General features: G+C 41.5%; 22 protein-coding genes, 1 pseudogene and 1 riboswitch. Of the genes and pseudogenes, 8 read left to right on the top strand and 15 right to left on the bottom strand.

Annotation, left to right across the window (positions count from 1 at the left end; all coding sequences use genetic code 11):
* Positions 1-136: 136 nt before the first annotated feature.
* The 5 genes from ACTJJQ_RS07930 to ACTJJQ_RS07910 all read right to left on the bottom strand — a co-directional run bounded on the left by ACTJJQ_RS07930 (position 137) and on the right by ACTJJQ_RS07910 (position 5,708).
* On the bottom strand, positions 137-1,891 hold the full coding sequence (locus tag ACTJJQ_RS07930; protein ID WP_045034584.1) for a HAMP domain-containing sensor histidine kinase: 1,755 nt from the start codon (positions 1,889-1,891) through the stop codon (positions 137-139).
* 3 nt (positions 1,892-1,894) lie between these two features.
* Positions 1,895-2,617 (bottom strand): response regulator transcription factor, encoded by a 723-nt coding sequence (locus ACTJJQ_RS07925; RefSeq protein ID WP_017359250.1) that lies wholly within the window; start codon positions 2,615-2,617, stop codon positions 1,895-1,897.
* A gap of 178 nt (positions 2,618-2,795) precedes the next feature.
* Positions 2,796-3,611: an ABC transporter ATP-binding protein gene (locus ACTJJQ_RS07920; protein WP_017368048.1), complete on the bottom strand. Its 816-nt coding sequence runs from the start codon at positions 3,609-3,611 to the stop codon at positions 2,796-2,798.
* A 21-nt stretch (positions 3,612-3,632) separates the two neighbouring features.
* Positions 3,633-4,655 carry a FecCD family ABC transporter permease gene (locus ACTJJQ_RS07915; RefSeq protein ID WP_007500263.1) on the bottom strand — a complete coding sequence of 341 codons (1,023 nt, stop codon included), beginning with the start codon at positions 4,653-4,655 and terminating at the stop codon, positions 3,633-3,635.
* Positions 4,656-5,708 carry a FecCD family ABC transporter permease gene (locus tag ACTJJQ_RS07910; protein ID WP_144626112.1) on the bottom strand — a complete coding sequence of 351 codons (1,053 nt, stop codon included), beginning with the start codon at positions 5,706-5,708 and terminating at the stop codon, positions 4,656-4,658. It abuts the gene before it with no gap.
* Between the two features lie 259 nt (positions 5,709-5,967).
* Here ACTJJQ_RS07910 and ACTJJQ_RS07905 point away from each other — a divergent pair, with 259 nt between their 5' ends.
* On the top strand, positions 5,968-6,906 hold the full coding sequence (locus ACTJJQ_RS07905) for an ABC transporter substrate-binding protein (RefSeq protein ID WP_349925060.1): 939 nt from the start codon (positions 5,968-5,970) through the stop codon (positions 6,904-6,906).
* Positions 6,907-6,943: 37 nt separating this feature from the next.
* Here the strand turns inward: ACTJJQ_RS07905 and ACTJJQ_RS07900 are convergent, their stop codons facing one another.
* From ACTJJQ_RS07900 to ACTJJQ_RS07890, 3 genes are all read right to left on the bottom strand, one after another.
* Positions 6,944-8,353, bottom strand: a complete 1,410-nt coding sequence (locus ACTJJQ_RS07900; RefSeq protein WP_241511470.1) for an amino acid permease — start codon at positions 8,351-8,353, stop codon at positions 6,944-6,946.
* 192 nt (positions 8,354-8,545) lie between these two features.
* A riboswitch (Lysine riboswitch) is annotated at positions 8,546-8,724 on the bottom strand.
* Between the two features lie 122 nt (positions 8,725-8,846).
* Positions 8,847-8,990, bottom strand: coding sequence for a small acid-soluble spore protein SspJ (gene sspJ / locus ACTJJQ_RS07895; protein ID WP_008347117.1), 144 nt, complete (start codon positions 8,988-8,990; stop codon positions 8,847-8,849).
* 82 nt (positions 8,991-9,072) lie between these two features.
* A complete protein-coding gene (locus ACTJJQ_RS07890; RefSeq protein ID WP_007500254.1) occupies positions 9,073-9,501 on the bottom strand; it encodes a MarR family winged helix-turn-helix transcriptional regulator in 429 nt (142 codons plus the stop codon).
* A gap of 171 nt (positions 9,502-9,672) precedes the next feature.
* Between ACTJJQ_RS07890 and ACTJJQ_RS07885 the strand changes: the two genes are divergently transcribed.
* The 4 genes from ACTJJQ_RS07885 (at position 9,673) to modB (ending at position 13,695) form a co-directional block, all read left to right on the top strand.
* Entirely contained in the window at positions 9,673-10,164 is a 492-nt protein-coding gene (locus tag ACTJJQ_RS07885; protein WP_007500253.1) for a metal-dependent hydrolase, read from the top strand.
* A gap of 123 nt (positions 10,165-10,287) precedes the next feature.
* Complete coding sequence (locus tag ACTJJQ_RS07880) at positions 10,288-12,138, top strand: LTA synthase family protein (RefSeq protein ID WP_025207970.1); 1,851 nt, start codon at positions 10,288-10,290, stop codon at positions 12,136-12,138.
* Between the two features lie 115 nt (positions 12,139-12,253).
* The gene (modA, locus tag ACTJJQ_RS07875; RefSeq protein ID WP_025207971.1) at positions 12,254-13,030 is read left to right on the top strand and encodes a molybdate ABC transporter substrate-binding protein; all 777 of its coding nucleotides are present in this window, start codon (positions 12,254-12,256) and stop codon (positions 13,028-13,030) included.
* Entirely contained in the window at positions 13,030-13,695 is a 666-nt protein-coding gene (gene modB / locus ACTJJQ_RS07870; protein WP_008347121.1) for a molybdate ABC transporter permease subunit, read from the top strand. The genes modA and modB overlap by 1 nt, the downstream gene beginning before the upstream one ends.
* Positions 13,696-13,875: 180 nt before the next feature.
* Here the strand turns inward: modB and ACTJJQ_RS07865 are convergent, their stop codons facing one another.
* The 7 genes and pseudogenes from ACTJJQ_RS07865 to ACTJJQ_RS07835 form a co-directional block, all read right to left on the bottom strand.
* On the bottom strand, positions 13,876-14,721 hold the full coding sequence (locus ACTJJQ_RS07865; RefSeq protein ID WP_017359243.1) for an aldo/keto reductase: 846 nt from the start codon (positions 14,719-14,721) through the stop codon (positions 13,876-13,878).
* A gap of 68 nt (positions 14,722-14,789) precedes the next feature.
* Positions 14,790-15,660, bottom strand: a pseudogene (locus ACTJJQ_RS07860) (ROK family protein).
* 63 nt (positions 15,661-15,723) lie between these two features.
* Positions 15,724-17,739, bottom strand: coding sequence for a Na+/H+ antiporter (locus ACTJJQ_RS07855; RefSeq protein ID WP_039963778.1), 2,016 nt, complete (start codon positions 17,737-17,739; stop codon positions 15,724-15,726).
* Positions 17,740-18,061: 322 nt separating this feature from the next.
* Complete coding sequence (locus ACTJJQ_RS07850) at positions 18,062-18,673, bottom strand: trimeric intracellular cation channel family protein (RefSeq protein WP_041507768.1); 612 nt, start codon at positions 18,671-18,673, stop codon at positions 18,062-18,064.
* Positions 18,674-18,821: 148 nt separating this feature from the next.
* A complete protein-coding gene (locus ACTJJQ_RS07845; protein WP_007500241.1) occupies positions 18,822-19,235 on the bottom strand; it encodes a disulfide oxidoreductase in 414 nt (137 codons plus the stop codon).
* Positions 19,232-19,948 carry a DsbA family protein gene (locus ACTJJQ_RS07840; RefSeq protein WP_440600099.1) on the bottom strand — a complete coding sequence of 239 codons (717 nt, stop codon included), beginning with the start codon at positions 19,946-19,948 and terminating at the stop codon, positions 19,232-19,234. Before ACTJJQ_RS07840 ends, ACTJJQ_RS07845 begins: the two co-directional genes overlap by 4 nt.
* Positions 19,949-20,064: 116 nt before the next feature.
* Positions 20,065-22,164, bottom strand: coding sequence for a heavy metal translocating P-type ATPase (locus ACTJJQ_RS07835; RefSeq protein WP_440600098.1), 2,100 nt, complete (start codon positions 22,162-22,164; stop codon positions 20,065-20,067).
* Between the two features lie 422 nt (positions 22,165-22,586).
* On the opposite strand from ACTJJQ_RS07835, the gene ACTJJQ_RS07830 reads away from it, so the two are divergent.
* From ACTJJQ_RS07830 to ACTJJQ_RS07820, 3 genes are read left to right on the top strand one after another with little or no spacing between them, the layout of a single operon-like run.
* Positions 22,587-23,330: a metal ABC transporter ATP-binding protein gene (locus ACTJJQ_RS07830; RefSeq protein WP_440600097.1), complete on the top strand. Its 744-nt coding sequence runs from the start codon at positions 22,587-22,589 to the stop codon at positions 23,328-23,330.
* The gene (locus tag ACTJJQ_RS07825) at positions 23,330-24,202 is read left to right on the top strand and encodes a metal ABC transporter permease (protein ID WP_007500236.1); all 873 of its coding nucleotides are present in this window, start codon (positions 23,330-23,332) and stop codon (positions 24,200-24,202) included. The genes ACTJJQ_RS07830 and ACTJJQ_RS07825 overlap by 1 nt, the downstream gene beginning before the upstream one ends.
* A gap of 13 nt (positions 24,203-24,215) precedes the next feature.
* On the top strand, positions 24,216-25,154 hold the full coding sequence (locus ACTJJQ_RS07820; RefSeq protein WP_203085411.1) for a metal ABC transporter solute-binding protein, Zn/Mn family: 939 nt from the start codon (positions 24,216-24,218) through the stop codon (positions 25,152-25,154).
* Positions 25,155-25,166: the final 12 nt, after the last annotated feature.

Below are 25,166 nucleotides of genomic sequence, written 5' to 3'. Positions count from 1 at the left end.
CAAACTCCCCCATCTCTTATAATGATGAAAATCAATTTGTTCACGTTAACAATTTTATTGTAATCGTTTACAAAATCGATTTCAATCCTAAAACAAGAAAAAACGATCTCCTTTAGAAAAGAAAATCGTTTTTTGGCTATTTTACAGATGGTGTTTTCTTTAGGATAATCGCAATAGTTGTTCCTTGACCTAATTCACTTTCTACTTGAATATCGCCATCGTGCAGCAAGACAAGCTCTTTTGCAATCGCCAGTCCTAATCCTGTTCCATTTGTTGGATCATTCGTATTTGTCCCTCTATAGTAACGATTAAATAAATGATCTACCGTTTCTTGCGCCATTCCGCGTCCGTTATCTTTCATTTCGATCCGAACTTCATCATTTGTTTCAGATAGAACAGCTTGAATAAGAGTACCTTTCTGGTTATGCTTCACTGCGTTTGCCAGCAGGTTCTCAATGACTCGTCTAAACCAGGCTTTATCGATCTCAAATATGACACCCTCTGTTTGATCTTCAAAGGATGACATATAATCTTCAGAAAGCGTGCTTCTTGAAAACTCGTCCATAATGGAGGCTAAAAATTCACCAAGCTCAACAGGTTTTCGATTAATAGGCAATGCACCATTTTTCAATCGATACGTGAGGTTTAAATCCTCAATCAAGGTCGACATGTATTCTGATTTCTCACGAATGACTTGTCCCATTTCCATGACTTCTTCCTTGGACCATTGGTATTGATCTGATTCTAGCATTAATCCATAGCCGTAAATCGTGCTAAGAGGCGTTTTTAGATCATGAGACAGCCCTGCGATCCATTCTTCCCTTGTGGTTTGAATTTTTCTTCGGTTTGCTTCATTCTCTTTTAACGTATTGGTGAGCTGATCCATTGTTTTGAGGATATCCTCAAACAGCCGATACTCTCGCTTAATACGGCCCTTTTTATTTTTACTTACTGGAATACCTTTTCTATTTGTTGGCTCCTGCAATTTATTTCTTGATAAGAAAATCAGCCAGCGGATAATGTGATAGATCGGTAGCCCATAGCGATAAGAGTACCATAATGTCATAACGATAATAATCGTGAGCGCAAGACCTGCAATCAAAAGCGTTGTATATTGGTTTAAAGCCTCTGTCTCTTTATCATAAAGCTCGTCTGGGCTGTATACTTTGTTTGGCACCGAAACAATCATATACAGATCTTTATTCACTCTGATATAAGACAGGTCACTTCTAAACTCCCAAGGCTTTGATTGATACTTGAGCAGTTCAACATCCGTTACGTTATTTTTCAAATTATTTTTGGCTCGGATACCTTTTAAGTATTTTCCTTCTTCATTAAACAGATGCACCGATCCATTCATTCTTTTCAAAAATTCTTTTGTTTCAACTGAATATTGAGACAATGCAGCCAGATTTTTTTCATGCTGCTTGAGATAATTGGCTACCTTTGTGCTGTTCGTTTTAAATCCATATAAGACGATAAAGCTTTCTTGATCAATCTCAATTGGCCAGAAGTACATCTTGTAATCTTTAAATTGTCTTTTTTCAAAGATCTTGATCATTTCATCCTTTTGATAGGATGTTGGAATGTTTTTAGGGAGTTGATAGCTATAGACGTTGCGTTTTTTGGAATCAATCACTTGTAGCCAGCCATCACGTTTTTCCACTGCTTGTTTGAGCTGATCATCGGCTTCCATTTTTCCATCCTCGTTAAAATAAAGCCAGCTCATGAGTGTATCTCCATCTGCCTTCGTTAAACCAGTTTCAGTCATATTCTCATAGCGCTTTTGAAAATAAAGATTTTCAGAGAATGTTTGCCCGATCGTTAGAATGACAATGACAATAAACATTTGTCCCACAAAGTGAAAGAAAAGTTTTGTTCGTAAATTCATAAACTATTGAAGAACCTTCACAGGTTGGGGAATGAACTTATAGCCCATACCACGGATCGTCACAATATATTCAGGCTGACTTGGATCTAACTCTATCTTTTCTCTCAGCTTTCGGATATGAACCATGACGGTGTTGTTGTCACCATATGACGGAACACCCCATACTTTCTCATAGATTTGATCTTTTGAAAGTACCACATTCGGATGGTCACAAAAATACTTCAGCAAGGACAAAAGCTGAGCTGAGCAAGCCGTCACCTTTCCCCTTACTTTCAACTCTGCTGCATGAGGATGGTACGAGAAATGAGCATATTCATATTGACTGTGCGCTTCTTCCTGCTCCTCCTGTAAGGAGATATAAGTTCGGTTTAAGTGCGCCTTAATTCTAGCTACTAGCTCTAACGGATTAAATGGCTTTGTGATGTAATCGTCTGCACCTTGTGCAAATCCAGTCAATTTGTCTACATCAGACGTTCTTGCTGTTAAATAGAAAATCGGTGCCTTCGTCATTTTCCTGATGTCAGGCAGAACATCAAAGCCTGACTTACCGGGCATCATCACATCTAGAAGTAAGAGGTGGATGTCCTCGTTTTTGACAATATCTAATGCTTCATCTGCATGATAGGCTTTATAAATATGTTGAAACCCTTCTTTTTTTAATACGCGTTCAACCATTTTTACAATTGCTTCTTCGTCATCTGCAATCAATATTTTTGCTGTTTCCACGCATCTCTTTCCTTTCTAGCTATGATCTCTAACCGTATATTACCATTGTCCAAAGTAAAAAAGTACCTCTTTTCTGCATAAAAGCGAAAAAAGATCAACTGGAGAAAATGGCATAACAAGGTAATATCAAAAAATGCAAAAAAACCCGGTCATACATACCGAGTTTTTTGTCCATCTATTATCCGTTCACAGCTTCAAGCTTTCTTTCATGATTCATTAAGTCATATGTTAAACAGATCGGCTTATTCGTTCTCGGATCAAGAACAATTTCTGCATCGATGTGGAACACCTGACTGAGCACCTCTTTTGTCATGACCTCATGAGGCGTACCATCTTTAATGACTTTCCCTTGATTGAGGGCAATCATGTAATGTGAAAAGCGTGCAGCATGATTCAGGTCATGAATCACCATCAGCACCGTTCTGCCCTGCTCTCTGTTTAAGCGTTCTAATAGCTGAAGGATCTCCAGCTGATGAGCAAGATCTAAATACGTCGTTGGTTCGTCTAATAAAAGCAGCTCTGTTTCCTGAGCAAGTGCCATCGCAATCCATACCCGCTGACGCTGTCCACCGGAGAGTGCTTCAATTGGCCGGTCATGAAATGCAATCATTCCCGTCTCCTCAAGTGCCCATCTGATGATTCGTTTGTCCTCATTTGATAAGCGGCCAAATCCATTTTGATGTGGGAAACGTCCATATGACACAAGCTCATAAACGGTCAGACCACTTGGGGCTTCAGGCGTCTGCGGTAAGATAGCCATTTGTTTTGAAATTTCTTTTGTTGGTGTTTGATGGATAGCCTGGCCATTTAAATAAACAGCACCTTGATGGGACTTCATAATACGAGACATTGTTTTTAAAATCGTTGACTTCCCGCACCCATTCGGCCCAATTAATGTGGTCACCTTGCCTTTTGGGATGCTGATATTTAAATCGTCTACAATCAAACGGTCATGATAGCCAATACAAAGCTTTTCTGTTTCAAGTGATTTCATCTGTTGTACTCTCCTTCCTCATTAGTTCGTTTTCATCAATAAGTAAATGAAGTAAGGTGCGCCTAAAGCAGAAACGACAAGTCCAACGGGCACCTCTGATGGAGCAAGTATGACACGCCCAAGTGTATCTGCAAGTAATAACAGCAGTGCACCAATCATAGCGGACGCCGGTATCATTCCTTGATGTTTCGGTCCAACTAGCTTTCTTGCGAGGTGTGGTGCCGCTAACCCTAGGAACGATATACTCCCTGCAACAGCGACACTTGCACCGGCTAATGCAACTGCAATCAGCATGAGAAAACTTCTTTCTTTATGAACTGAAATCCCTAAGCCATAAGATATCTGGTCACCCAAATTCATGATATTTAAGTAGCGTGCCCTCACCATCGCTAATACAAGAAAAATCAGCATCCACGGCACGACTGATAAGACATATGTCCAGCTTGAGCCCCAAATACTTCCTGACAGCCACACAATGGCTTGGTTAAAATCATTTGGGCTCATCTTTAATTGAATGACCACAATTGCTGCCGAAAATGCAGCATTGATCCCAATACCAGTTAAAATCAATCGAACAGGCGTAATGCCCTTTTTCCACGCTAGCACATAAATGAGAAATGCAGCAAAGGCTGCACCTGCGAAAGCGAAAAGCGGCAGTACAAATATCGTAAAATCACCTAAGTTCGACATCGAGCCCTGAAAGGCAAAGATAAACAAAACAACCGCAAAACCTGCACCCGCATTTACACCTAGAATGCCGGGATCAGCTAAACCATTTTGAGAAACACCTTGCCAAATGGCACCTGATACAGCGATAGAAGCGCCAACAAGTAAAGCGATGACCATCCTTGGAAGTCTGAACTCGAATAATACAAGCTCATCCATTTCACTTCCGAGTCCAAAAAATGTTTTGAATGTATCCATCGGAGAAATCCTTATCTCTCCGGTATTTAAACTAATCAGGAACACAGCCACGATGGCTAAAAAGATCATGACCATCGTTCGTTTGTATTTCTTTTTCTTTGCCTGCTGCACCATTTCCATTTAAATTCCGCTCCTTTCACGTCTCGCTAAATATAAGAAGAAAGGAACGCCTATAATGGCTGTAATGGCACCAACTGGCGTTTCAAACGGCGCATTGACAAGCCTTGCCGCAATGTCTGCATAAATGAGCAAAATAGCCCCTAAAATAGCTGAGCAAGGGATAATCCAGCGATAGTCAACGCCGACCAAGAAACGCGTAACATGAGGAATCACAAGCCCGATAAAGCCAATAGAACCTGCAACTGACACGGCTGCACCTGTTAAAAGGATCACGACCAATATGCCAAGTACCTTGACTGTTCGTGTATATTGTCCAAGCCCTTTTGCTAATTCATCACCTAAGCTTAAAACCGTGATGGAGCGGGCAAGAATCATTGCGATGATCAGTCCTACAACCGCAACTGGAATGATGATCTTAATATTGCTCCAATTTACCCCAGCCACACCGCCTGCGTACCAAAAACTCATATCTTGCGCGACGTCAAATCGAATGGCAATCGCTGAGGAAATTGAGCTTAAAAGTGCGCCAACAGCCGTACCGGCTAATGCGAGTTTCACAGGAGTAAGCCCCCCTTTTGAAAGGGTTCCAACCCCAAATACAATAGAAGCACCGAGTGCGGCACCCAAAAATGACCAAAGAATTAATGTAAAAGAAGATTGGCCTGGGAAAAAAGCAAACGCAATGGCAATCGCAAATGCAGAGCCATTTGTCACACCCATGATTTCAGGAGACGCAAGCGCATTTCTTGTCATGCCTTGCATGATGGCACCCGATACTGCTAAAAAGGCACCGACAAGTGCGGCACCAACTGTACGCGGCAGCCTCAGTTCCCTAATGATTTGATGTGAGGTTTGTTGTGAGTCAAAATGAAAGACGGCTTCCCATACCGTGTGTAAATGAATGTTTGCCGCTCCTAGCGATACTGATAAAAAAAGACCGAATGCTAAAGCAATGATTCCTATGATGACAACAGCTGCTGTACCAAAAGGCTTTGTCACAATATCTATCGCATCATCTTTAGCTGACAGCTGTTTATTCGATTGTGAGCCCAAAACCAGTCTCTTCCTTTCCGTTCATATCTATTCGTTATTAGTGATAATGATTATCAATCTCGGAGTCTAGTATATCACTTTCTTCACGTTTTGAAATCCTTGTTCTGATAAATTTCTTTATTTTCATCAAAAAACCGGGAGAATTTCACCATTTTCATTTTGGTCATAAAATAGCCGATGCATTTTTTCTTCTATCATGTTAAGATATAATCGCGAATGAGAATCATTATCATAAACAATTGAATAGGAGCGAACTTTTGTGAAAAAACGAACTGGACTTCTTTTGATTTCCTTCATGACCCTTATGATTTTTACTGCTGCTTGCGGCAGCACTTCCAATAAAGAATCGGGAGCCAAAAAAAATGACACGATCACCTATCAAGATGTAAAGGGTGAAGTGAAACTGCCTCAAAACCCACAACGAATTGTGCTTCTGGCGGAAAGCTATTACGGGGATCTCGTCACACTCGGCAAAACCCCAATTGCTGCCACTGCGCCCATCTTTAAAAACCCTTTCTATAAAGGGAAAACAGATGGAGTGAAAAATCTCGGAAAATCTCCCTCTGTTGAGAAAGTAGCCTCTTTGAAGCCAGATATGATCATTGCTTGGGGAGAAGATGAGAAATTTGATCAATACAAAAAAATTGCACCTACAGTTGCCATTCAATACAATCAATATTCCTTTAAAGACCAGCTAAAAGAATTCGGTAAAATGACAGGCACATCAAAAAAAGCAACGGATTGGATCACAAAATGGGATGCCAAAATTGCTGAAGTGAAACCAAAAGTAACAAAAGCTGTAGGAAACAAAACCGTTTCGATCGTATCACCATTCGATAAGGGCATTTACATTTTCGGTAACACTTTTGCACGCGGTGGTGAAATCATTTATGACGAGCTGAAATTAAAAGCTCCGAAGGCCGTCCAAAAAGAAGCCATCGACAGTGGTGTCGGTTATGCAAACATTTCTCTTGAAAAGCTTCCAGAATTTGCAGGCGATTATATTTTCACAAGCCCATGGAGCGGTTCAAAAAGTAATGGCGATCAGGTGTATAAAAGCAGCATCTGGGCATCACTTCCTGCTGTCCAAAACAAACGCGTATTTGAAACAGATACAGTCGGTTACTTCTTTAATGACCCTGTGTCACTAGAAGGTCAGCTCGAATTTATTGTGGATCGATTAACATCTGCCTCATAAAAAAATACGTTTCTCCAATGCTGGAGAAACGTATTTCTTAAACTGTACCTTTGGCAAATTTTTTGGACATGAATGGGTATAGTAAAATGCCAACTAAGAACAATCCAATACCAAGACCAAATGTTTTTAAATCAGCTGTGCCTGAAATAATGACCCAAGCGGAATACCCCATGGCCACAAGCGCAATGATCCCGTCTCTTGTCCGATTTCCTTTTTGGAGCTCATATGTGTCACCTTGCATGATGACCTTAAAGCTGTAGATCGACGACACGATATACGGAATGAGATACGCAAGTGTCGCTGATGTTGTTAAGAAAGTAAAGGCTTCATTAATCGTACGTGACATGACTGAGAAAATAAACAGCTGTGACATGATATTTGTGACAGTCAAAGCAAAAACAGGGCTCCCCTTTTTGTTTGTTTTCGCAAACACTGCTGGGAAATCGCCAGCTTTTGCTGCTTGATAAGGGACTTCAGAACCAAGCAAAATCCAGCCAAGCATCGAACCAAATAAACAAATGATCGCAAGAAGTGCCATGACAATTCCGCCAGCCGGTCCGATAATCAGCTGAAGCACGTCTACGAATGGTTTATCAGAACCTTGCAATTGATCATGCGGCAGAACGCCCATTGTAATCAAGGTAATAATCATATAAATAGACAGTGCAATTAAAAGTCCTGTAATCGTCGCACGTTTGACATCACGTTGCGAGGAGGCTCTTCCTGATAAAATGACAGCAGATTCAATGCCGATAAATGCCCATAGTGTGGAAATGGCCGCATGATGAATTTGGCCTCCAAGTCCGAGCACTCCTTCACCACTTGCTGCTTCAACAGGGAAGTAATAATGTTCAAATAATGCTGTTTGGAATGCAAATAAGCCTGCGACAATAAAAAGGACGAATCCAAGCACCTTTGAAAAGGTCGTAATAAAATTCAGCTTACTTGCTGCGCTTAAGCTTGTAATTAAAATCGTATGAGTCCCCCATAGAAGGATTGTACATACGATAAACGTTGTGAGCTGACCAAGTGTGATCGATTCTTTTCCAAAAGTAAAGACCTCCGTTTTCACGGTTAAAATTGGGAAAAAGGTTGTTAAATAACCGGCTAGGCTTGTGATAATGGCGACATTACTAATCCAGCTTGCCACCCAATATCCCCAAACCATTGTAAAACCGGCTGCTTTTCCTTTTTTCGGATCCTTAAAAAGCGCTCTTGCATAGCTTTGTGGTCCAGCTGTCAGCTGCGGTTTATGAATGGACAAATGTCCAAACACAAAGGCAATCATCAGTACGCCGCCACCTGTGACAAGCCATGCCATCGTCACACCTAAAGGACTTGCATGCTGGGCAAGTGTACTAGGCAGCATAAAGATGCCTGAACCTACCATATTTCCGACGACAAAAGCCGTCAATAACCAAAAACCCCATTTTTTTGTCTGTTCCATTTTCGTACCTCCGTTATATTCACTTTGGACCAGACCCGGCAGTATCTTCATTGATATATTTGTGAAGCAATGACTTGCATTCTTTATGTTCATGTTGGGTCACTTTCTTACCAGCATACCCTTTTCTTAGGCAATCAGAACATAAAAAAAAGCCTGAACAAAAGTCCATGCTTTTCAAAACATACACCTTGATCTCCGGATAGCCCTCCACGCTTCAAAGACGTGGCAGTCCTGCATTTGTTCAATGCAGACCCAGCATAAAGAAAGTTGGAGCTCTCTCTACACTTCGGCGCTGATGCCTTTTTTCTCATGATCAACGATTCCATCTCTCCCATGAGTGACTCATCATCCGCGCAACCTCTACCTCACTGAGACATAGCGTGAGGATTTCTATTCATTTTTACTACACGAAGATTATCAAACATTCTCATATCTGTCAAAGGGAAAAACATAGAAAAAAGGCAGAGAAATGATTCTCCGCCTTTCTGTCAGCTTATTGATGGTTGTTTTTCTTCTTTTGGACAGCTTCCTGAAGCGGATCGCCTGCTAGTTCTTTACTTGCTTCTTCTAACAGCTGATCTACCTGCTGATGGTCTTTCTCGCTTTTCGCCTTTTTATCCTTTTGGAAAAATGACATCGCTATTTACCCCCTTTTCTTAAAATGCCTTTGCCTGTTTAATTTGTGCTACAGCGCTCAGCATTATACAAAGAGGAGCGGTTCATTCATCGTGAAAGGTCTGTCTCATTTTTTGCAAATATGTTAGAAAGGTTTTTAAGTCTTCCTCTGTGAAGTCTGACATCATATGCTGAATTACCTTTCCAAAAAGACGTGTATGCTTTTCGTAAATAGCCAGCCCTTTTTCCGTGGCTTCTAGCCGGACAAGGGAATGATCGTCCTTGTCCCTTTCTCTCTGAATGTAGCCTTGCTCACATAATTTATTGAGGGCAATAGAAGCGGCACCTGGGTTGAGAGAGAGTCTTTGTTTGAGCTCTTCAGCATGTGATACTTTTCCTTGTATCAATATAGAAAGAGCATATATCTGTGGAGGCGTGATGTCTTTTTCTAACTCAAGTAACTTGCGGTTTAATTTACGGCTGACTTCATAATGTACAAGAACAATTTCTTTTAAAATGTCTGCATTACTCATCCGAATCGCATCCTTATCGTTAGTGTCAACATGACTTCCTTCTTATTATAGAATGTTTTTCCAAACAGCCAACTATTTTATCCCATTTTTCTTTAGAAATAAGCCTTGCTGAATGGATTCACCCTTGATATAGTGAGTACTTGAACAAAAAACAGAACAGGAGTACGCATCATGACAGGAAAAACACATATTATGGGCGGAATTGCCGCCTCCACAGCCGTCGCCTATTATTACGGATTCGAACCAGTGACGATGGCTGCTGCAGGATCAGTAGGTGCCCTCATCCCAGATCTATGTCATACAAAAAGCAAAATCGGCAGGAAATTCCCGCTCCTTTCCACACTGATCAGTAGTGTGTTCGGGCACCGCACCTTTACACATAGTTTATTATTTCTGCTGATCATTTATTTTATTGCGACAACATACATTCCAAATGACAGCCTCAGTACCGGGTTACTAGTTGGGATGGCAAGCCACCTCATCCTTGATGCAGGCACAGTGAACGGTATTAAGTTTTTGTTCCCCGCAACCATAAAAGTACGTCTCCCCTTTTATGTCAAAACAGGCAGCACAGGAGAACAAGTCGTACTAGCTGCTCTGACCATTGTCACCTGCTATTACATGGCTGTCATTTGCGGAATATCCATCCCATTGCCGTTTTAGAAAAAGAAAAAAGAGTTTTGCAAAAAAGCAGGATATGAATTGATCATTCCTCATTTTTTTAGTAGTTTTAAGATAAGTGTTTTTGCCTTGCAGCTGAATACAGAATGGTGAGGAGCTACATAAATGAAAGCGTTTTTCAAAAATCACTGGTTTTTAGTGTACTCCATCCTCTTTATGTGGATGAAAACATACATCATTTATCAATTCGGATTTCATATACGAACGGCCAATCTGTTTCACGAGTGGCTGCTTTTGATCAATCCACTTAGCTTTTTGCTCCCTTTGTTTGGGATTGCTCTTTTCTTAAATGAAACGAAACAAAAGGTCTTTTTATTGACCACAAATTTTATTTTGACAGCCATTTTGATATCGAATACGATCTTTTACGGTTTTTATATTGATTTCATTACCATTCCTGTCTTATTTCAAGCAAAGAACATGGGAGATATGGGCAGCAGTATGACTGAATTGTTTCATCCGCTATTTATACTCATGCTGATTGATTTTGTTGTGCTGGCATGGCTCTTAAAACGGAAACCGTTATCACCAAAAGCGTCTTTTAAGACGATCAAAACATACTATGTGGTTTGCTGCAGTTTTCTATTGTTCCATGTCAGCTCAGCCATGATGGATCACCCTCGATTTTTGACAAGCTCATATGATCGAGAAGTCATTGTACGCAACCTTGGGCTGTTTCAATTCCATTTGTATGACGGTGCCGCTCAAACAGCACGTATTGGTCAAAAAGCCTTTGCTGACGAAGATACACTTTCAACAGTGGCAAACTACACAAAAGCTGATTACAGTGCTCCGAATGAAGACTACTTTGGACTTGCTAAAGGCAAAAATGTCGTGTTCATTTCACTTGAATCAACGCAGCAATTTGTCATGAATCAAAAGGTGAATGGACAATATATCACACCATTTTTAAATCAACTTGCCAAAAAAAGCTTCTATTTTGATGAATTTTATCAGCAGACAGAGCAAGGCAAAACGTCGGACTCAGAGTTTATCGTCGCAAACTCCCTTTATCCATCTAGCAGTGGCGCTGTCTTTTTCACAGCGAGTGACAACGAATATGACACACTGTACAAGCAATTGAAAAAAGAGAATTATCAATCCGTCCAATTTCATGCGAATAATAAAACGTTCTGGAATCGTGATGTGATGTATGAATCTCTTGGGATTGACCGCTTTTATGATGTCGATTCATTTGATGTCAATGAACAGAATTCGACTGGCTGGGGCTTAAAGGATATCGACTTTTTTGACCAATCCATTGATTATTTAAAAAAGCTGAAGGCGCCTTATTACAGCACGTTTATTACCTTAACCAATCACTTCCCATTTGAAATTGATCCAAAGGATCAGTTCATTGATGAATACGATTCGACTAGCACCATTTTAAACCGCTATGTGACCACCGTCCGCTATCAAGATGAAGCCATCAAAAGGTTCTTTGAACGAATGAAAGAAGAAGGACTATATGAAAATACAATGTTTGTCCTGATGGGAGACCACTATGGCATTTCAGAAGCACATCATGAGGCAATGGCAGAGCTACTGAAGCAGGATGAAATCACACCGTTTGATGCGGTTAAACTGCAGCGGGTCCCTTTTTTGATTTACATTCCTGGGGTGACAGACGAGGCCCCTCAAACCATTTCTGAAACAGCCGGTCAAATGGATGTCAAACCGACACTTCTTCATTTACTCGGCATTGAATCAAAAGATGCCATTCAATTTGGAAATGACCTTTTCTCCAATGAGCGTACACCGTTTGCTGTGCTAAGAAATGGAAACTTTATTACGGATGATTATCTTTATACAAAGAACACGTGCTATGATCAAAAAACAAAACAACCTGTTGAAGAAGATGAAGTATGCCAGCCTTATATAGAAAAAGCCAATAAAGAGCTGTCTCTATCAGATAAAGTGATCAACGGGAACTTACTACGTTTTTATCAGCATTAAAAGCTGCCCTCTGGCGGCTTTTTCTTTTCTCTTTTCCTGAAAACCTATGAATGGTCAAATAAGTTTGATTATAATAAAGGATACACATGATGTTGAATGATAAAGAGGTGTGATCATGAAATATTTATTCTTAACCTACGTCACCATCTGTTTGCTCCTGACTGGGTGTCAAACGGAGTCGACGTCATCAGATCAAAGCAAAAAAACAGAACTTGTGATTTCAGCGGCGGCAAGCCTGCAGGATGCTTTGAAAGAGATTGAATCTGCCTATGAAGATGATCATCCAAACGTGAAACTCACGAATAATTTCGGGTCATCAGGTGCATTGAAGCAGCAAATCGCTCAAGGAGCAAAAGCGGATCTCTTCTTCTCAGCAGCTGAAGAGCCTTTTGATAACCTTGTTCAATCTGGCGACATCGATCAGGATCATACAAAGGATGCCATACAAAATGAGCTTGTTCTCATCGTGCCAAAAGAAGGTTCCTCTTCTATCAAAACCTTCCGCGATGTTCAGCACATAAAAGGAAAGATAGCGCTTGGCACACCTGAATCTGTTCCTGCTGGTACATATGCAAAAGAGATTTTCACAAAACTGAATATATGGGACCAAGTGAAACAGAACGCTGTCTATGGCAAGGATGTTCGTCAAGTATTAAACTATGTCGAAACAGGAAATGTGGAAGCTGGTGTCGTGTATAAGACGGACGCGCTCGTTTCTCGCAAAGTAAAGATAGTAGATGAGGCAAATCAGGACATGCATTCCCCCATCATTTATCCAGTTGGCATTGTCAAACAGACCGAACATATGAAGGAAGCGAAAGCATTTTTTCAATATCTCCAATCAGATCCAGCCGCAGCGATTTTTAAAAAGTACGGCTTTCAAGTGAAATAATGCCGATGCTGACCGAAGATTTTCTTTCACCTATCTGGCTGTCCGTACAAGTGGCTGCTTTCAGCGGGTTATTGGCTGTCGTTTTAGGAACGTCCATTGGTTTTTGGATGGCGCGTACATCTTTCAAAGGAAAAATGATCGTGGAAACGCTCCTCATGATGCCGCTTGTCCTGCCGCCAACGGTCGTAGGATTTCTGCTGCTCGTCGTGTTCGGAAAGCACAGTGTGATTGGACAAGCCATTGAATGGATCTTCCATCAGCCTGTCATCTTCACTTATTGGGCAGCGGTCATTGCATCGACGGTTGTCGCATTCCCACTCATGTATCAATCAGCAAAAGCTGGTTTTTCTACGATTGAGTCAGACATTGAAGGTGCTGCAAAAGTTGATGGTGCGCATTCTTTCCAGGTCTTTGCCTATATTACCGTCCCACTCGCACTGCCATCTCTTCTCTCTGGTGCGGTTCTAAGTTTTGCAAGGGCCTTAGGAGAATTTGGAGCGACTTTAATGTTCGCCGGCAACATTCCTGGGAAAACGCAAACCCTCCCAACAGCCATCTATGTGGCGATTGATTCTGGACGAATGGAACTTGCGTGGGCTTGGACCATTTGTATTGTGATCTTGTCTTTTCTCATGCTGTTGGCTGTGCGCCGAAGCAGGACTTAAAAAATCCCCTTCTCAAAAAGAGAAAGGGGATTCAGATTGTTGACAAAGGGCTAAAATGAACTTGATTTTAGCCCTTTGTCTTTTTTCAGCGTGATAGAAAACCTTTGCTAGTCTAGGAAGCACCAGTACTCACTGACAAAATATGCGAGGGTTTGTCTACACGCAAAGGGGATTTTATATTTATTCAAACCCAACCGTCATCGTTTCTGGATTAGACCCGACACGTTCATTATTATTAAGTGCATTGATTTTTTCCATGTCTTCTTGTGAAAGCTCGAAGTCAAAAATGTCGGCATTTTGTTTAATGCGTTCTTCATTGATTGATTTTGGAATGGTGACAACGCCGCTTTGCAGATCCCAACGCAAGATCACTTGAGCCACAGATTTGTTGTATTGTGCTGCAATTTCCTTTAATACGTCATGATCCAAAAGCTTTCCTTGCATCAGCGGAGACCATGCTTCAATTTGAATGCCTTTTTCTTTCGCATATTGTCGTAATTCGACAAGTGTCAGTTTTGGATGAAACTCCACTTGGTTCACCGCTGGAACAACCTCCGCATCTTTTAACAGCTCTTCTAAATGCTGCACATAGAAGTTGCTGACACCAATCGCTCTTACTTTTCCATCTTTATAAAGCTTCTCAAGCGCACGCCATGTCTCTTTAAATGTATCTGCATTTGGTCCAGGCCAATGAATCAAATAGAGGTCTAAGTAATCAAGACCGAGCCGGTTTAAGCTTGCATCGAATGCAGCGAGTGCTTTGTCATATCCTTGATCTGTGTTCCATACTTTTGACGTAATGAACAATTCTTCTCTTTTGACGCCAGATTCTTTAATGGCTTTCCCTACGCCTGTCTCGTTTTTATAAACGGCAGCCGTATCAATGCTGCGATAACCGTTTCGTATGGCTGCTTTGACGGCATCAACCACTTGGTTGCCGTCCTCCACTTTGAATACACCTAAACCAAACCATGGCATTTCTACTCCGTTATTTAGTGTTACGGTATCATTCAAGCTTTTGACCATGTTAACAACCACCTTTTCATAGATTCCATCTTTTTCATTATCTCATGTTGCGTTTGAAAACTCTATTATCAGGCGTTTCTCTTCGCTTCAATCGCTAACAGCAAAGCACCTGTCATACCTGCCTTGTCCTCAAGTCCAGGAGAGACAATGTATGTATCAAGCGGCCGGCATGTCGACATAATCATTGACATACGCAGCCAGCTTCTCTCGAATGAGCGGAAATAGCTGTTTTTGCTTCATGACGCCTCCACCCATTATGATTCGCTCTGGGCTTAATATCAGCGTGTATTGCATTAATGCCTGTGCTAAATAATCTGCTTCAAGAGACCAAACTTCTTCTTCTTCGGTAAGCTCTTTAGCCGGCTTCCCCCACCTTGCCTCAATAGCTGGTCCTGCCGCCAGTCCTTCTAAGCAAGTACCATGCGCCGGGCAGACACCTGCAAACTGATCTGATTCATGCTGCCTGACCAGGATGTGTCCCATCTCTGGATGTGAGTGACCGTGGAGAAGCTCATTTTTCACAACAGCCCCGGCACCAATCCCCGTACCGACCGTGATATACAGACAGCTGCTTAGCCCTTTGGCGGCCCCTTTTGTCAGTTCACCTAATGCTGCGGCATTGACATCTGTCGTAAAGGACACCGGTACGCCTAATTGTTTCTCCAGCTCAGGTATAAACGGGTAATGTTTCCATTCAACTTTCGGCGTATTCATGATGTAACCGTAAGAAGGATCGTCTTTCTGGACACAAATCGGTCCAAAGGAACCGACCCCTAATGCTGCAATTTCATGTTGCTGAAAAAAAGGAATAAGTGATTGGATGGTTTTTTCCGGGTGCTCTGTTGGAATGGTTAATTCCTCTATGATATCCCCATGCTCATTGCCAATGGCACAGCAGAACTTTGTCCCACCAGCTTCAATCGCTCCGTAATATGTCATCCTGCATCTCCCCCTGCTCGTCTCTTTTTTTCATCATAAAACATAGGGGAGAAGATGACAACATCATGTATTGGTCAGTAAGACTGCTTCCATGTCATTGATATACTCCCTTAAATGATGGGCAATATCACGATTGATTTCGCCATTTTCATATAAGGTTTGGATTTCATTACGAATCGTCTGTACGGCTTGGAAGTTAAGCTCTTTCTTCTTCCGGTCAAACGTACGATCCTTTTGCTGGAAGAAAGAAGGACCATGTTCACAGCGGAAAATTACTTGATTGTAAAACCCAATGACTTGATGACACGTTTGTTGATTGTCTTCGGTCATATGGTGCTTAATAGAATCCACCGCAGCTTCAGCCGTTTTCTTACGGATTTGTTTATACGATTCCTCGTTTTCTAATATGCCGCTTGAAATACGCTGATGCGGACGCCACAATTGAAGCCATTGTAGTAAGCGCAGAAACTTCACTTTTGAGAAACGAATTTTAAAGGAGTTGGAATAGAGCATTTCCAGCTCATGAAATCTCTCTTGCAGCTCATACGCTTCTTCTTTGTCGATTTTCTCTTCCTCGATCAACTGCTGAAGTTTCATCTGTTCTGCTTTAATGCCGTGCAGTCTGATTTTTCTCTCTTGTTTTCTCATACCAAACTGGTACGGTTCCCGCTGAATATTTCTCAGCTTCATTCGGTAATCATTGATGAGTGCAAGGGAGACTTCTCGATTGTCTTCATTCATTCCTTCTTTTAGTGTTTTAATGGCACTTCTCAGCAGCTTCCGTTTCGCGTGCTGAATCTTTGTATCTAAGTCCACATCCACTTGCTTATCTTTTTTCTCCGATAAAATAGGCAGCAGCACACTCGCTAAAATGAGTGTACATAAAATGACGCCTGCTGCGAGGAAAATAATTAAATGGCGCTCAGGAAATGGTGATCCGTCTGCAAGCGTAAACGGGATGGAGAAAGCACCCGCTAATGTAACAGCACCACGAACACCAGAGAATGTCATCAGCATGGAAGCACGCAGCTTCGGTTTTTTCGCGTTCTTCTTTTTCGATACACTCCAGTTCCCTGCCCAGAACAGCCATACCCATAGGAATCTGAGAATCATCAGACAGAATGTAATGATTAAAATGTAACTGATGACCTGCATATTATTAAAGGCTTCATCTTGGAAAATGACGGTCGATACATCAGGAATTTGTAACCCAAGTAAAACGAAAACAAGGCCATTTAAAATAAATAAAATAATATTCCACGTGTTTGAAGAAGCAATTTGCAGTTTTGCTAAATTCGCTTCCATTCGGTCTTGCTCGATGGCATGTGTCACACCACCGGCAACAACGGCTAAAATGCCGGAAACGCCAATTTCTTCCGCTGCTAAATAAATCACAAACGGCGTGAGGATTTGCAGGATGATGTGCATTGTGACATCGTCCATGCCTAAACGGCGGAGAAAATAGCGAAAACGAATGATAAAAAACGACAGAATAAATCCAGTCAATAATCCGCCAGCAGCAATAAGAACAAAGCTAAAGGATGCCTCTGCAATGGAAAATGCCCCTGTAACCGTTGCAGCAATAGCAAATTTAAAGGCAACAAGTCCTGACGCATCGTTCATCAGCCCTTCGCCTTCCAGCAGTCTCATGATCCCCTTCGGCATATTCACACGGCTGGAAAGGGCACTTACAGCAACGACATCTGTCGGTGATAAAATCGCTGCAAGCGCAAATGCAGCTGGAAGTGGTATGCTTGGAATCATCCAATGGATGGTATATCCTGCGACAATAACTGTCGCAAATACGAGCCCTAAAGCTAATAGAAGAATGGGTGCTCTTAATTTCCACAGCTCGTCCCTTGGGGTACGCTTCCCATCATTAAATAACAGCGGTGCAATGAATAAAACGAAGAATAGCTCAGGATTTAAAGAAATATGTAAACCTGAAGGAAAAGCTGCGACCAATATCCCTAAACCCACTTGGATTAATGGAACTGGAATAAAGGGCAGAAAACGATTGATAATATTAGATGATGCAATGAGTGCTAGTAGTACGAGCACTGCCAAAAATATCTCCACTAGTACATGTCCCTCCCATTTCATTTTTTCCGTCATGTTTTGCTTACATGCAAAGATGTGTTCATTTCTTTCTGATCCATCCGTTCGGTCATGAGCGTTTCTTTAGTATCCCGCAAAAAGCGAAACCAACACATAACAATCCATCTAGGCAAAAAAAGACTGAATCTACATATTCAGTCAAATGACAACATTTTCATCTCATGTATTGTTCCAATGATGAATAAAGAACCTACTTTTATTTTACACGAAAACAGCTTGACCTGCTGACATCAAGCTCGAATAACACATAAAAAAAAGAGCGACCCATCGCCCTCTTTTCGTTTTACCCTTTATTTAAAAAATAAGACCTAGCGGGAAGCCGCCATTTGAATAAGTAGGAACAAACCCTGCATATAACGAGGATGACAAACAGCAGATATAAAGCAAACTCTCCTTGCGCTAAGCCGAGTCCGACGAGTAAGCCTCCAAGGGCTGCCCATACTGCGTAAATCTCTGCTTTTAGCACAAGTGGCTTTCGTCCTGCTAATAAATCACGCACAATGCCGCCGCCGCTTCCAGTCAAAATGGCTGCCACAATGACCGCACTGAGCGGGAGCTCTCTTTGTACAGCAAATAATGCACCTTGAATCGCAAACGCTGCTAAACCGATCGCATCCGAGAAATTCCCCCACGTGCTCCAGTGCTTGAGCAAAAGCTTTGGAAATAGAAACACGATCGTAATGGATACAAGGGCAATGGTAAACATTTTGCCCTGCGACCATAAAGCAGACACCGGAAGACCAATTAATAGATTCCGAATCGCTCCACCGCCAAATGCTGTGACAATCCCTAAAATGTACACACCAAGAATATCGTACTCTTCTTCCATTGCGACAATCGCACCACTAATGGCGAATGCCACAATGCCAATAATACTTAACACTTCCCATGCCATTTTCCGCTTATCTCCTTACCATTGTCTGATCATCTAACACTCTCCCCTTAATGTATATCTGACACAAATGAAAAGCAATACAAATTTTCTTTAAATTTTACCTTTTTGCAAAAATAAAAAATAGCCTGCTTTTAAGCAGGCTATCTCCTCAATCTTCTTTTGCATTTAAAAGCAGCATACTAATGATGATCAGAATAAATGCAATGAGAGCTAAGAGTGGAATGGTGATAAAACCAAACCAGTTCAGATAATCAACGGAACAAGGAATACCGCTTAGACAAGGACGAATCGATGCAAAGCCTGGAATCTTTTGTTCCATATAATGATAGATGGAAAAGCAAGCACCAATCCCGGCCAAAGGGAGAACGTAGTACTTCACTTTGACATCGCCACGGAATGTAGCAATTCCAAGTAAAAGCACAAGCGGATACATGAAAATGCGCTGAAACCAGCACATATCACATGGAATAAACTTCTTTACTTCACTTAAATACAGGCTGCTCATCGTCGCCACAATCGAGACGATCCAAGCGCTGTATAAGTAAATCAGTTTATTCTTCATGATTTTTTCCCTTTCAGCTCTTGATCAATTAATTCTTTGATTTCATCGTAGTCATAAAAGTTTTGTACTTGTTTATTGTTAATGAAAATAGTTGGTGTTGCATTTACTTTGTATTGATTCACCAGCTGATCATCTGTGTTCAGCTGTGGCTGATATGTTTTCTTTGATAGGTTATCTTTCAGCTTGTCCGTATCAATTTTCGTTGTCTTCTTCGCCAATTCGGTGAGCTTTGCTGGCGTTACCCATTCTGCTTCACTATCTGGTTGTGCGTTGTAGACCGCTTCATGAAATGCCCAGAAGTTTTTCGGATCTTCTTTCCACACTTCTTCAGAAGCCAGTGCTGCTAATACCGCACCGTTCCCATGAACAGGCAGTGGTAAGTTAATAAATGAGAAGGATACATCGCCATTATCTATGTAGTCTGCTTTCAATTTTGGGAAAATGTCTGTCTCAAATGATTTACATGATGGACATTTGTAGTCCCCAAACTCGACAACTTGCACTTTTGCCTTTTGATCTCCCATGACAGGCTGTCCTTTAATAGACGGCTTACTGTCGACTGTTTGTGCTTCTTTGCTGTTGTTGTTACCGATCACAACGAAAATACCGATGAGAAGAGCTGCAATGATGGTTAATATAACTGCAAACTTGATGGATGAAGATTGATTATTTTTTTTACTCACAAAAGCACCTACCTTATCTTTTTCATTCATTCCTTCACAAAGAAAAAGGATAACAGCTCAGGAAAATGCCATTATCCAACTTCTTCTATTTTAACAAGAGGGGGTCTATTATGAAAGACGCTATTCATGAATTTTTCCTTACAATTTTATTTCATGACCCTCATCGCATTTAAAACAGCCAGTACAGTGACACCAACATCCGAGAAGACGGCTTCCCACATCGTGGCAATACCGAATGCACCAAGTATGAGAAAGACGGCTTTCACCCCAAGAGCAAACGCAATATTCTGCCATACGATGGCTCTCGTTCTTTTAGCGACAGCAATAGCTTCCGCTACCTTCGATGGCTGATCTGTCATAATCACAATATCAGCCGCTTCAACTGCTGCATCTGAACCAAGTCCACCCATGGCAATACCTATATCCGCTCTTGCCAAAACCGGTGTATCGTTTATGCCGTCCCCAACAAACAATAACTTTTCTTGAGATGCTTTTTTCTCATACATATCTTCGATTTTGGCGACTTTATCCTGTGGCAATAATTCAGTGTGAACCTCGTCAATGCCGATCTGCTGTGCGACTGCATTTCCTACTTGCGCAGCATCCCCTGTAAGCATCACAGTTTGAATACCCGCAGCTTTTAGAGAAGATATCGCTTCAACTGCATCGTCTTTTACTTCATCTGCAATCAAGATAGATCCCGCAAACTCACCGTCTATTGCTAAATACACAACCGTTCCGCTTCGTTTTTCTTTTTCAAAAGCAATGCCCTCTCGTTCCATAAGGCGATGGTTACCTGCCAATACATGAGCTCCGCGAATTGTCGCTTTGATCCCATGCCCCGCAATATCCTCGTAAGATTCGATCTGGCTCTCATCAAGAGACGCCCCGTAAGCCGCCTTAATCGATTCTGCAATCGGATGCGAAGAATGCGCTTCTGCCAGCGCTGCAAAAGAAAGCAATTCCTCTTCTGACCATTTCTCATTCGCTGCTTCGATATGAGTGACTGTAAAGTTCCCTTTTGTCAAAGTACCTGTTTTATCAAACACCGCATAGCGCACAGAGTTTAAGGCTTCTAAGTAATTACTGCCTTTCACTAAAATGCCTCGTTTTGATGCGGCACCAATTCCGCCAAAGAAACCTAATGGAATGGATACAACGAGAGCACATGGACACGAAATGACAAGAAAGACAAGTGCCCGGTACACCCAATCAGACAATTGAGCTGATGGGATGAGAAGCGGTGGTACAAAGGCAAGCAATAAAGCTAGCACGACCACAGCAGGTGTATAATATTTAGCGAACTTTGTGATAAAGTTTTCTGTCTGCGCTTTACGGCTGCTTGCATTTTCGACTAAATCCAAAATCTTCGTAACCGCTGACTCACTGAGCTCTTTTTGCACTTCAATTTCAAGAATGCCGTTTTGGTTCACAAATCCAGCAAGCACTTCTTTTCCTGCTTCCACATCTCTTGGAACAGACTCCCCAGTTAGTGCAGAGGTATCCACAAGAGAATAACCGTCTATCACACGTCCATCCAAAGGAATTTTTTCACCTGGTTTAACGACAATACGGTCACCAGCTTTGACTTCTTCCGGCTTTACCTTTTTTGTTTCTTGTCCCACTTTGAGGTTTGCGTATTCTGGACGGATATTCATTAATTCGCTAATTGATTTTCTAGAGCGATTCACAGCTGCCCCTTGGAACAGTTCTCCAATTTGGTAAAACAGCATGACTGCCAGTGCCTCAGGATACTGCTGAATCACAAAAGCACCAACTGTAGCTATGGTCATTAAGAAGTTCTCATCAAATACTTGACCGCGCACAATATTTTTCAATGCTTTCAAGACAACATCTCCGCCAACTAGTAAATATGCGGCGAAAAACATGATGAACTTCAGTAAGCCATTGTCAGGTATAAAATAAGCCGCCGTTCCAATGACTGCACCACCAATTAATTTCAGTACAATCGTTTTTAAATTCTTTGTTCCATGATCGTGATCGTGGTGATGTCCTTCTTCTTTTGGTGATACACTCACATGAGGTTCAATGGACTGAACGGTTTTTTCAATACGCTTTGACATCGCTTCTTGTGCATCAGCATGTGTCACAGTTAATGTACCCGTCGCAAAATTAATTGAGCAGGCTTCCACTCCTTCGAGTTTGCTGACACCTGTTTCAATTTTACGTGCACAGTTTCCACAATCGAGACCGCTTAATACGTATTCATCCTTCATCTTTTTCATGTTCTCACCTTTTTCTATATAAGTAGCCTTCCCTGATTCAATCAAACCTATCAGCTGCTGTAGATATTATATATGAGCACATATTCATATATTGAATTACCCTTATTATATGAGGAGTTCTTACAAACTGTCAATCATTTATAAGCAAATGTTTGAGATTTTTCGTATTCAAGGATGTCACGTGAATTTTCAATAATCCATGCTCATGTCCCCTCTTCGTTGCATAACATAAAAACGATCGCTAGATGGGAATATTCAGTATTTCTCTTTACAAAAGAAGGACATACGATTAGAATAAGATAAAAGTTTCCTCAAGGAAACAAATTAGCGTTAGAGAATCATTTCATCCTTTAGTCAAAATTATTAAATGTATGCATATATTTTTAGGAAACGCAATTGATGATCGAAAGGGGCCTTAAGAGATGTCATATGCTTTAACAATCGACCGCCTGTATGTCTCATACCACGGACAGGATGCACTAGAAAACGTCTCTCTTTCCATACAGGAAGGAACGATGACTGGAATCATTGGTCCAAATGGTGCTGGTAAATCGACTTTATTGAAAGCATGTTTGGATTTAATTGAAAAGGATCAAGGCGACATTCGTTTTTTTGAACAACCCTTTAAACAAGTGAGAAAACAGATCGCCTATGTACCGCAAAGAAATGATCTAGACTGGACGTTTCCTATCCATGTGCTGGATACCGTACTGCTTGGCACATACCCAAAGCTCGGATTGATCAAACGACCGAAAAAAGAAGACCGTGCCTATGCGTACCATTGCTTAGAAAAGGTCGGGATGCAGGACTTTGCCAAAAGACAGATTGGGGAATTATCTGGCGGTCAGCAGCAGCGTGTCTTCCTTGCACGAGCACTCGCTCAAAACGCACAGCTCTTTTGTTTAGATGAACCATTTGTCGGAATTGATATGGCAAGTGAAGAAACGATGATCGGCATTTTGAAGGAATTACGAGATGAAGGAAAAACCATTCTGGTCGTCCACCATGACTTAAGTAAAGCCGATGATTACTTCAGCCATCTCGTTCTTCTAAATAAGAAGCTGGTCAAAGCAGGGCCTGTCGATGATATTCTTCGTCCTGAGGTCATGCTCCAAGCATACGAAACACAGCTGCCATTTTTAAAATCAGCAGGAGGAGAAGCGTAATGGAATTCTTAACCGGACTTTTTGAATATGCGTTTTTACAAAAAGCGTTATTTACATCCGTTATGGTAGGGATCATCTGCGGCGTCATTGGCTGCTTTATCATATTACGGGGAATGGCTTTGATGGGAGATGCGATTTCACACGCTGTACTTCCAGGTGTTGCCATCTCTTATATGCTCGGCATTAACTTTTTCTTTGGTGCGGTTCTAACTGGTGTACTAACAGCCATCGGCATCGGATATGTCAGTCAAAACAGCCGTATTAAAAATGATTCTGCCATCGGGATCGTATTCACTGCTTTTTTTTCTATTGGGATCATTTTGATTACATTTTTGAAAAGTTCCAGCGATTTATATCATATCTTGTTTGGAAACGTACTAGCCGTTCGTTCATCTGATATGTGGATCACGCTTGGCATCGGCATTTTCATTTTGCTGGCTGTCATTGTTTTCTACAAAGAACTGCTCATTAGTTCATTTGATCCAGTGATTTCTTCCGTTTACGGTTTACCGAATCGCATGATCCATTATTTCCTCATGACCTTATTGACCTTAGTGACCGTGGCATCCCTGCAAACTGTAGGTATTATTCTTGTTGTTGCAATGCTTATTACACCAGCTGCCACCGCTTATTTACTGACAGACCGGCTATGGATCATGATTTATTTATCTGCTTTTTTTGGAGCAGTTTCAGCCGTCGTAGGACTTGGGCTCAGCTTTACGTATAACTTGTCGTCTGGTGCTTCCATTGTGCTGGTCGCGACCATATTATTCGGCAGTGCCTTTATCTTTTCACCGAAACAAGGGATATTGTGGAGATCCTTAAAATCGAAGCGAAAACGAACACAGTTAAAAAAGGAAGCGTCTATGTAAAAGGAGGACATATATGAAGAAGGTATTAGCAATCCGTTTGGCCGCAGTATGTATTGCCCTTTTGGTCATCGCAGGCTGTTCTACTCAGCAAAAAAGTTCCGGAAAAGATGACGGTAAATTAAAAGTTGTCACGACCTACTCCATTCTTTATGACATTGTGAAGGAAGTAGGAGGACAGCATGTCTCTATTCACAGCATTGTTCCCATTGGTACAGACCCACATGAATTTGACCCACTGCCAAAGGATGTTCAGTATACGACGGATGCAGACCTTGTTCTATCTAATGGCTTGAACCTTGAAACAGGAAATGGCTGGTTTCAAAAACTGCTTGAATCGAGCGGAAAGGACGGGGATGATGCACCTGTAGCCGAGCTAAGTAAAGGCGTCAAAGTGAAGCATTTGTCTTCAAAAGGGCTTGAAAGCCAGCAGGACCCACACGCATGGCTGAATGTCGAGAATGGGATTCTTTATGCGCAAAATGCCAGAGATGCGCTCATTCAAGCAGATCCTGAGCATAAAGAGGATTACGAGAAAAATGCTGAAATCTATATCAAAAAACTTCGAACGCTTCACGATGAAGCAAAAGACAAGTTTGATCAACTGCCAAAAGACAAAAAACTCCTTGTCACAAGCGAAGGGGCATTCAAATATTTTGCGGATGCGTATGGACTGAAAGCCGGCTACATTTGGGAGATCAACACAGAAAGTGAAGGAACACCTGGACAAATGAAGCGCATCATTCATTTTGTCAAAGACCATCAAGTTCCTGCCCTTTTTCTTGAAACAAGTGTAGATAAGCGCAGCCTTGAAAGCCTATCTGAGGAAACCGGAGTTCCGATTAAGGGGAAAGTATTTACGGACTCTATTGGTAAAGAAGGTGAAGATGGGGACAGCTACTATAAGATGATGAAATGGAATATTGACACCATTTATAAAGGACTGTCATCATAAGAAAAGACAGGT

Source organism: Bacillus sp. 22483, from assembly GCF_052044605.1.
Lineage (GTDB): Bacteria > Bacillota > Bacilli > Bacillales > Bacillaceae > Bacillus > Bacillus altitudinis.
Note: the sequence above shows the minus strand (reverse complement) of the source record. Positions and strands in the feature narration are given on the sequence as shown.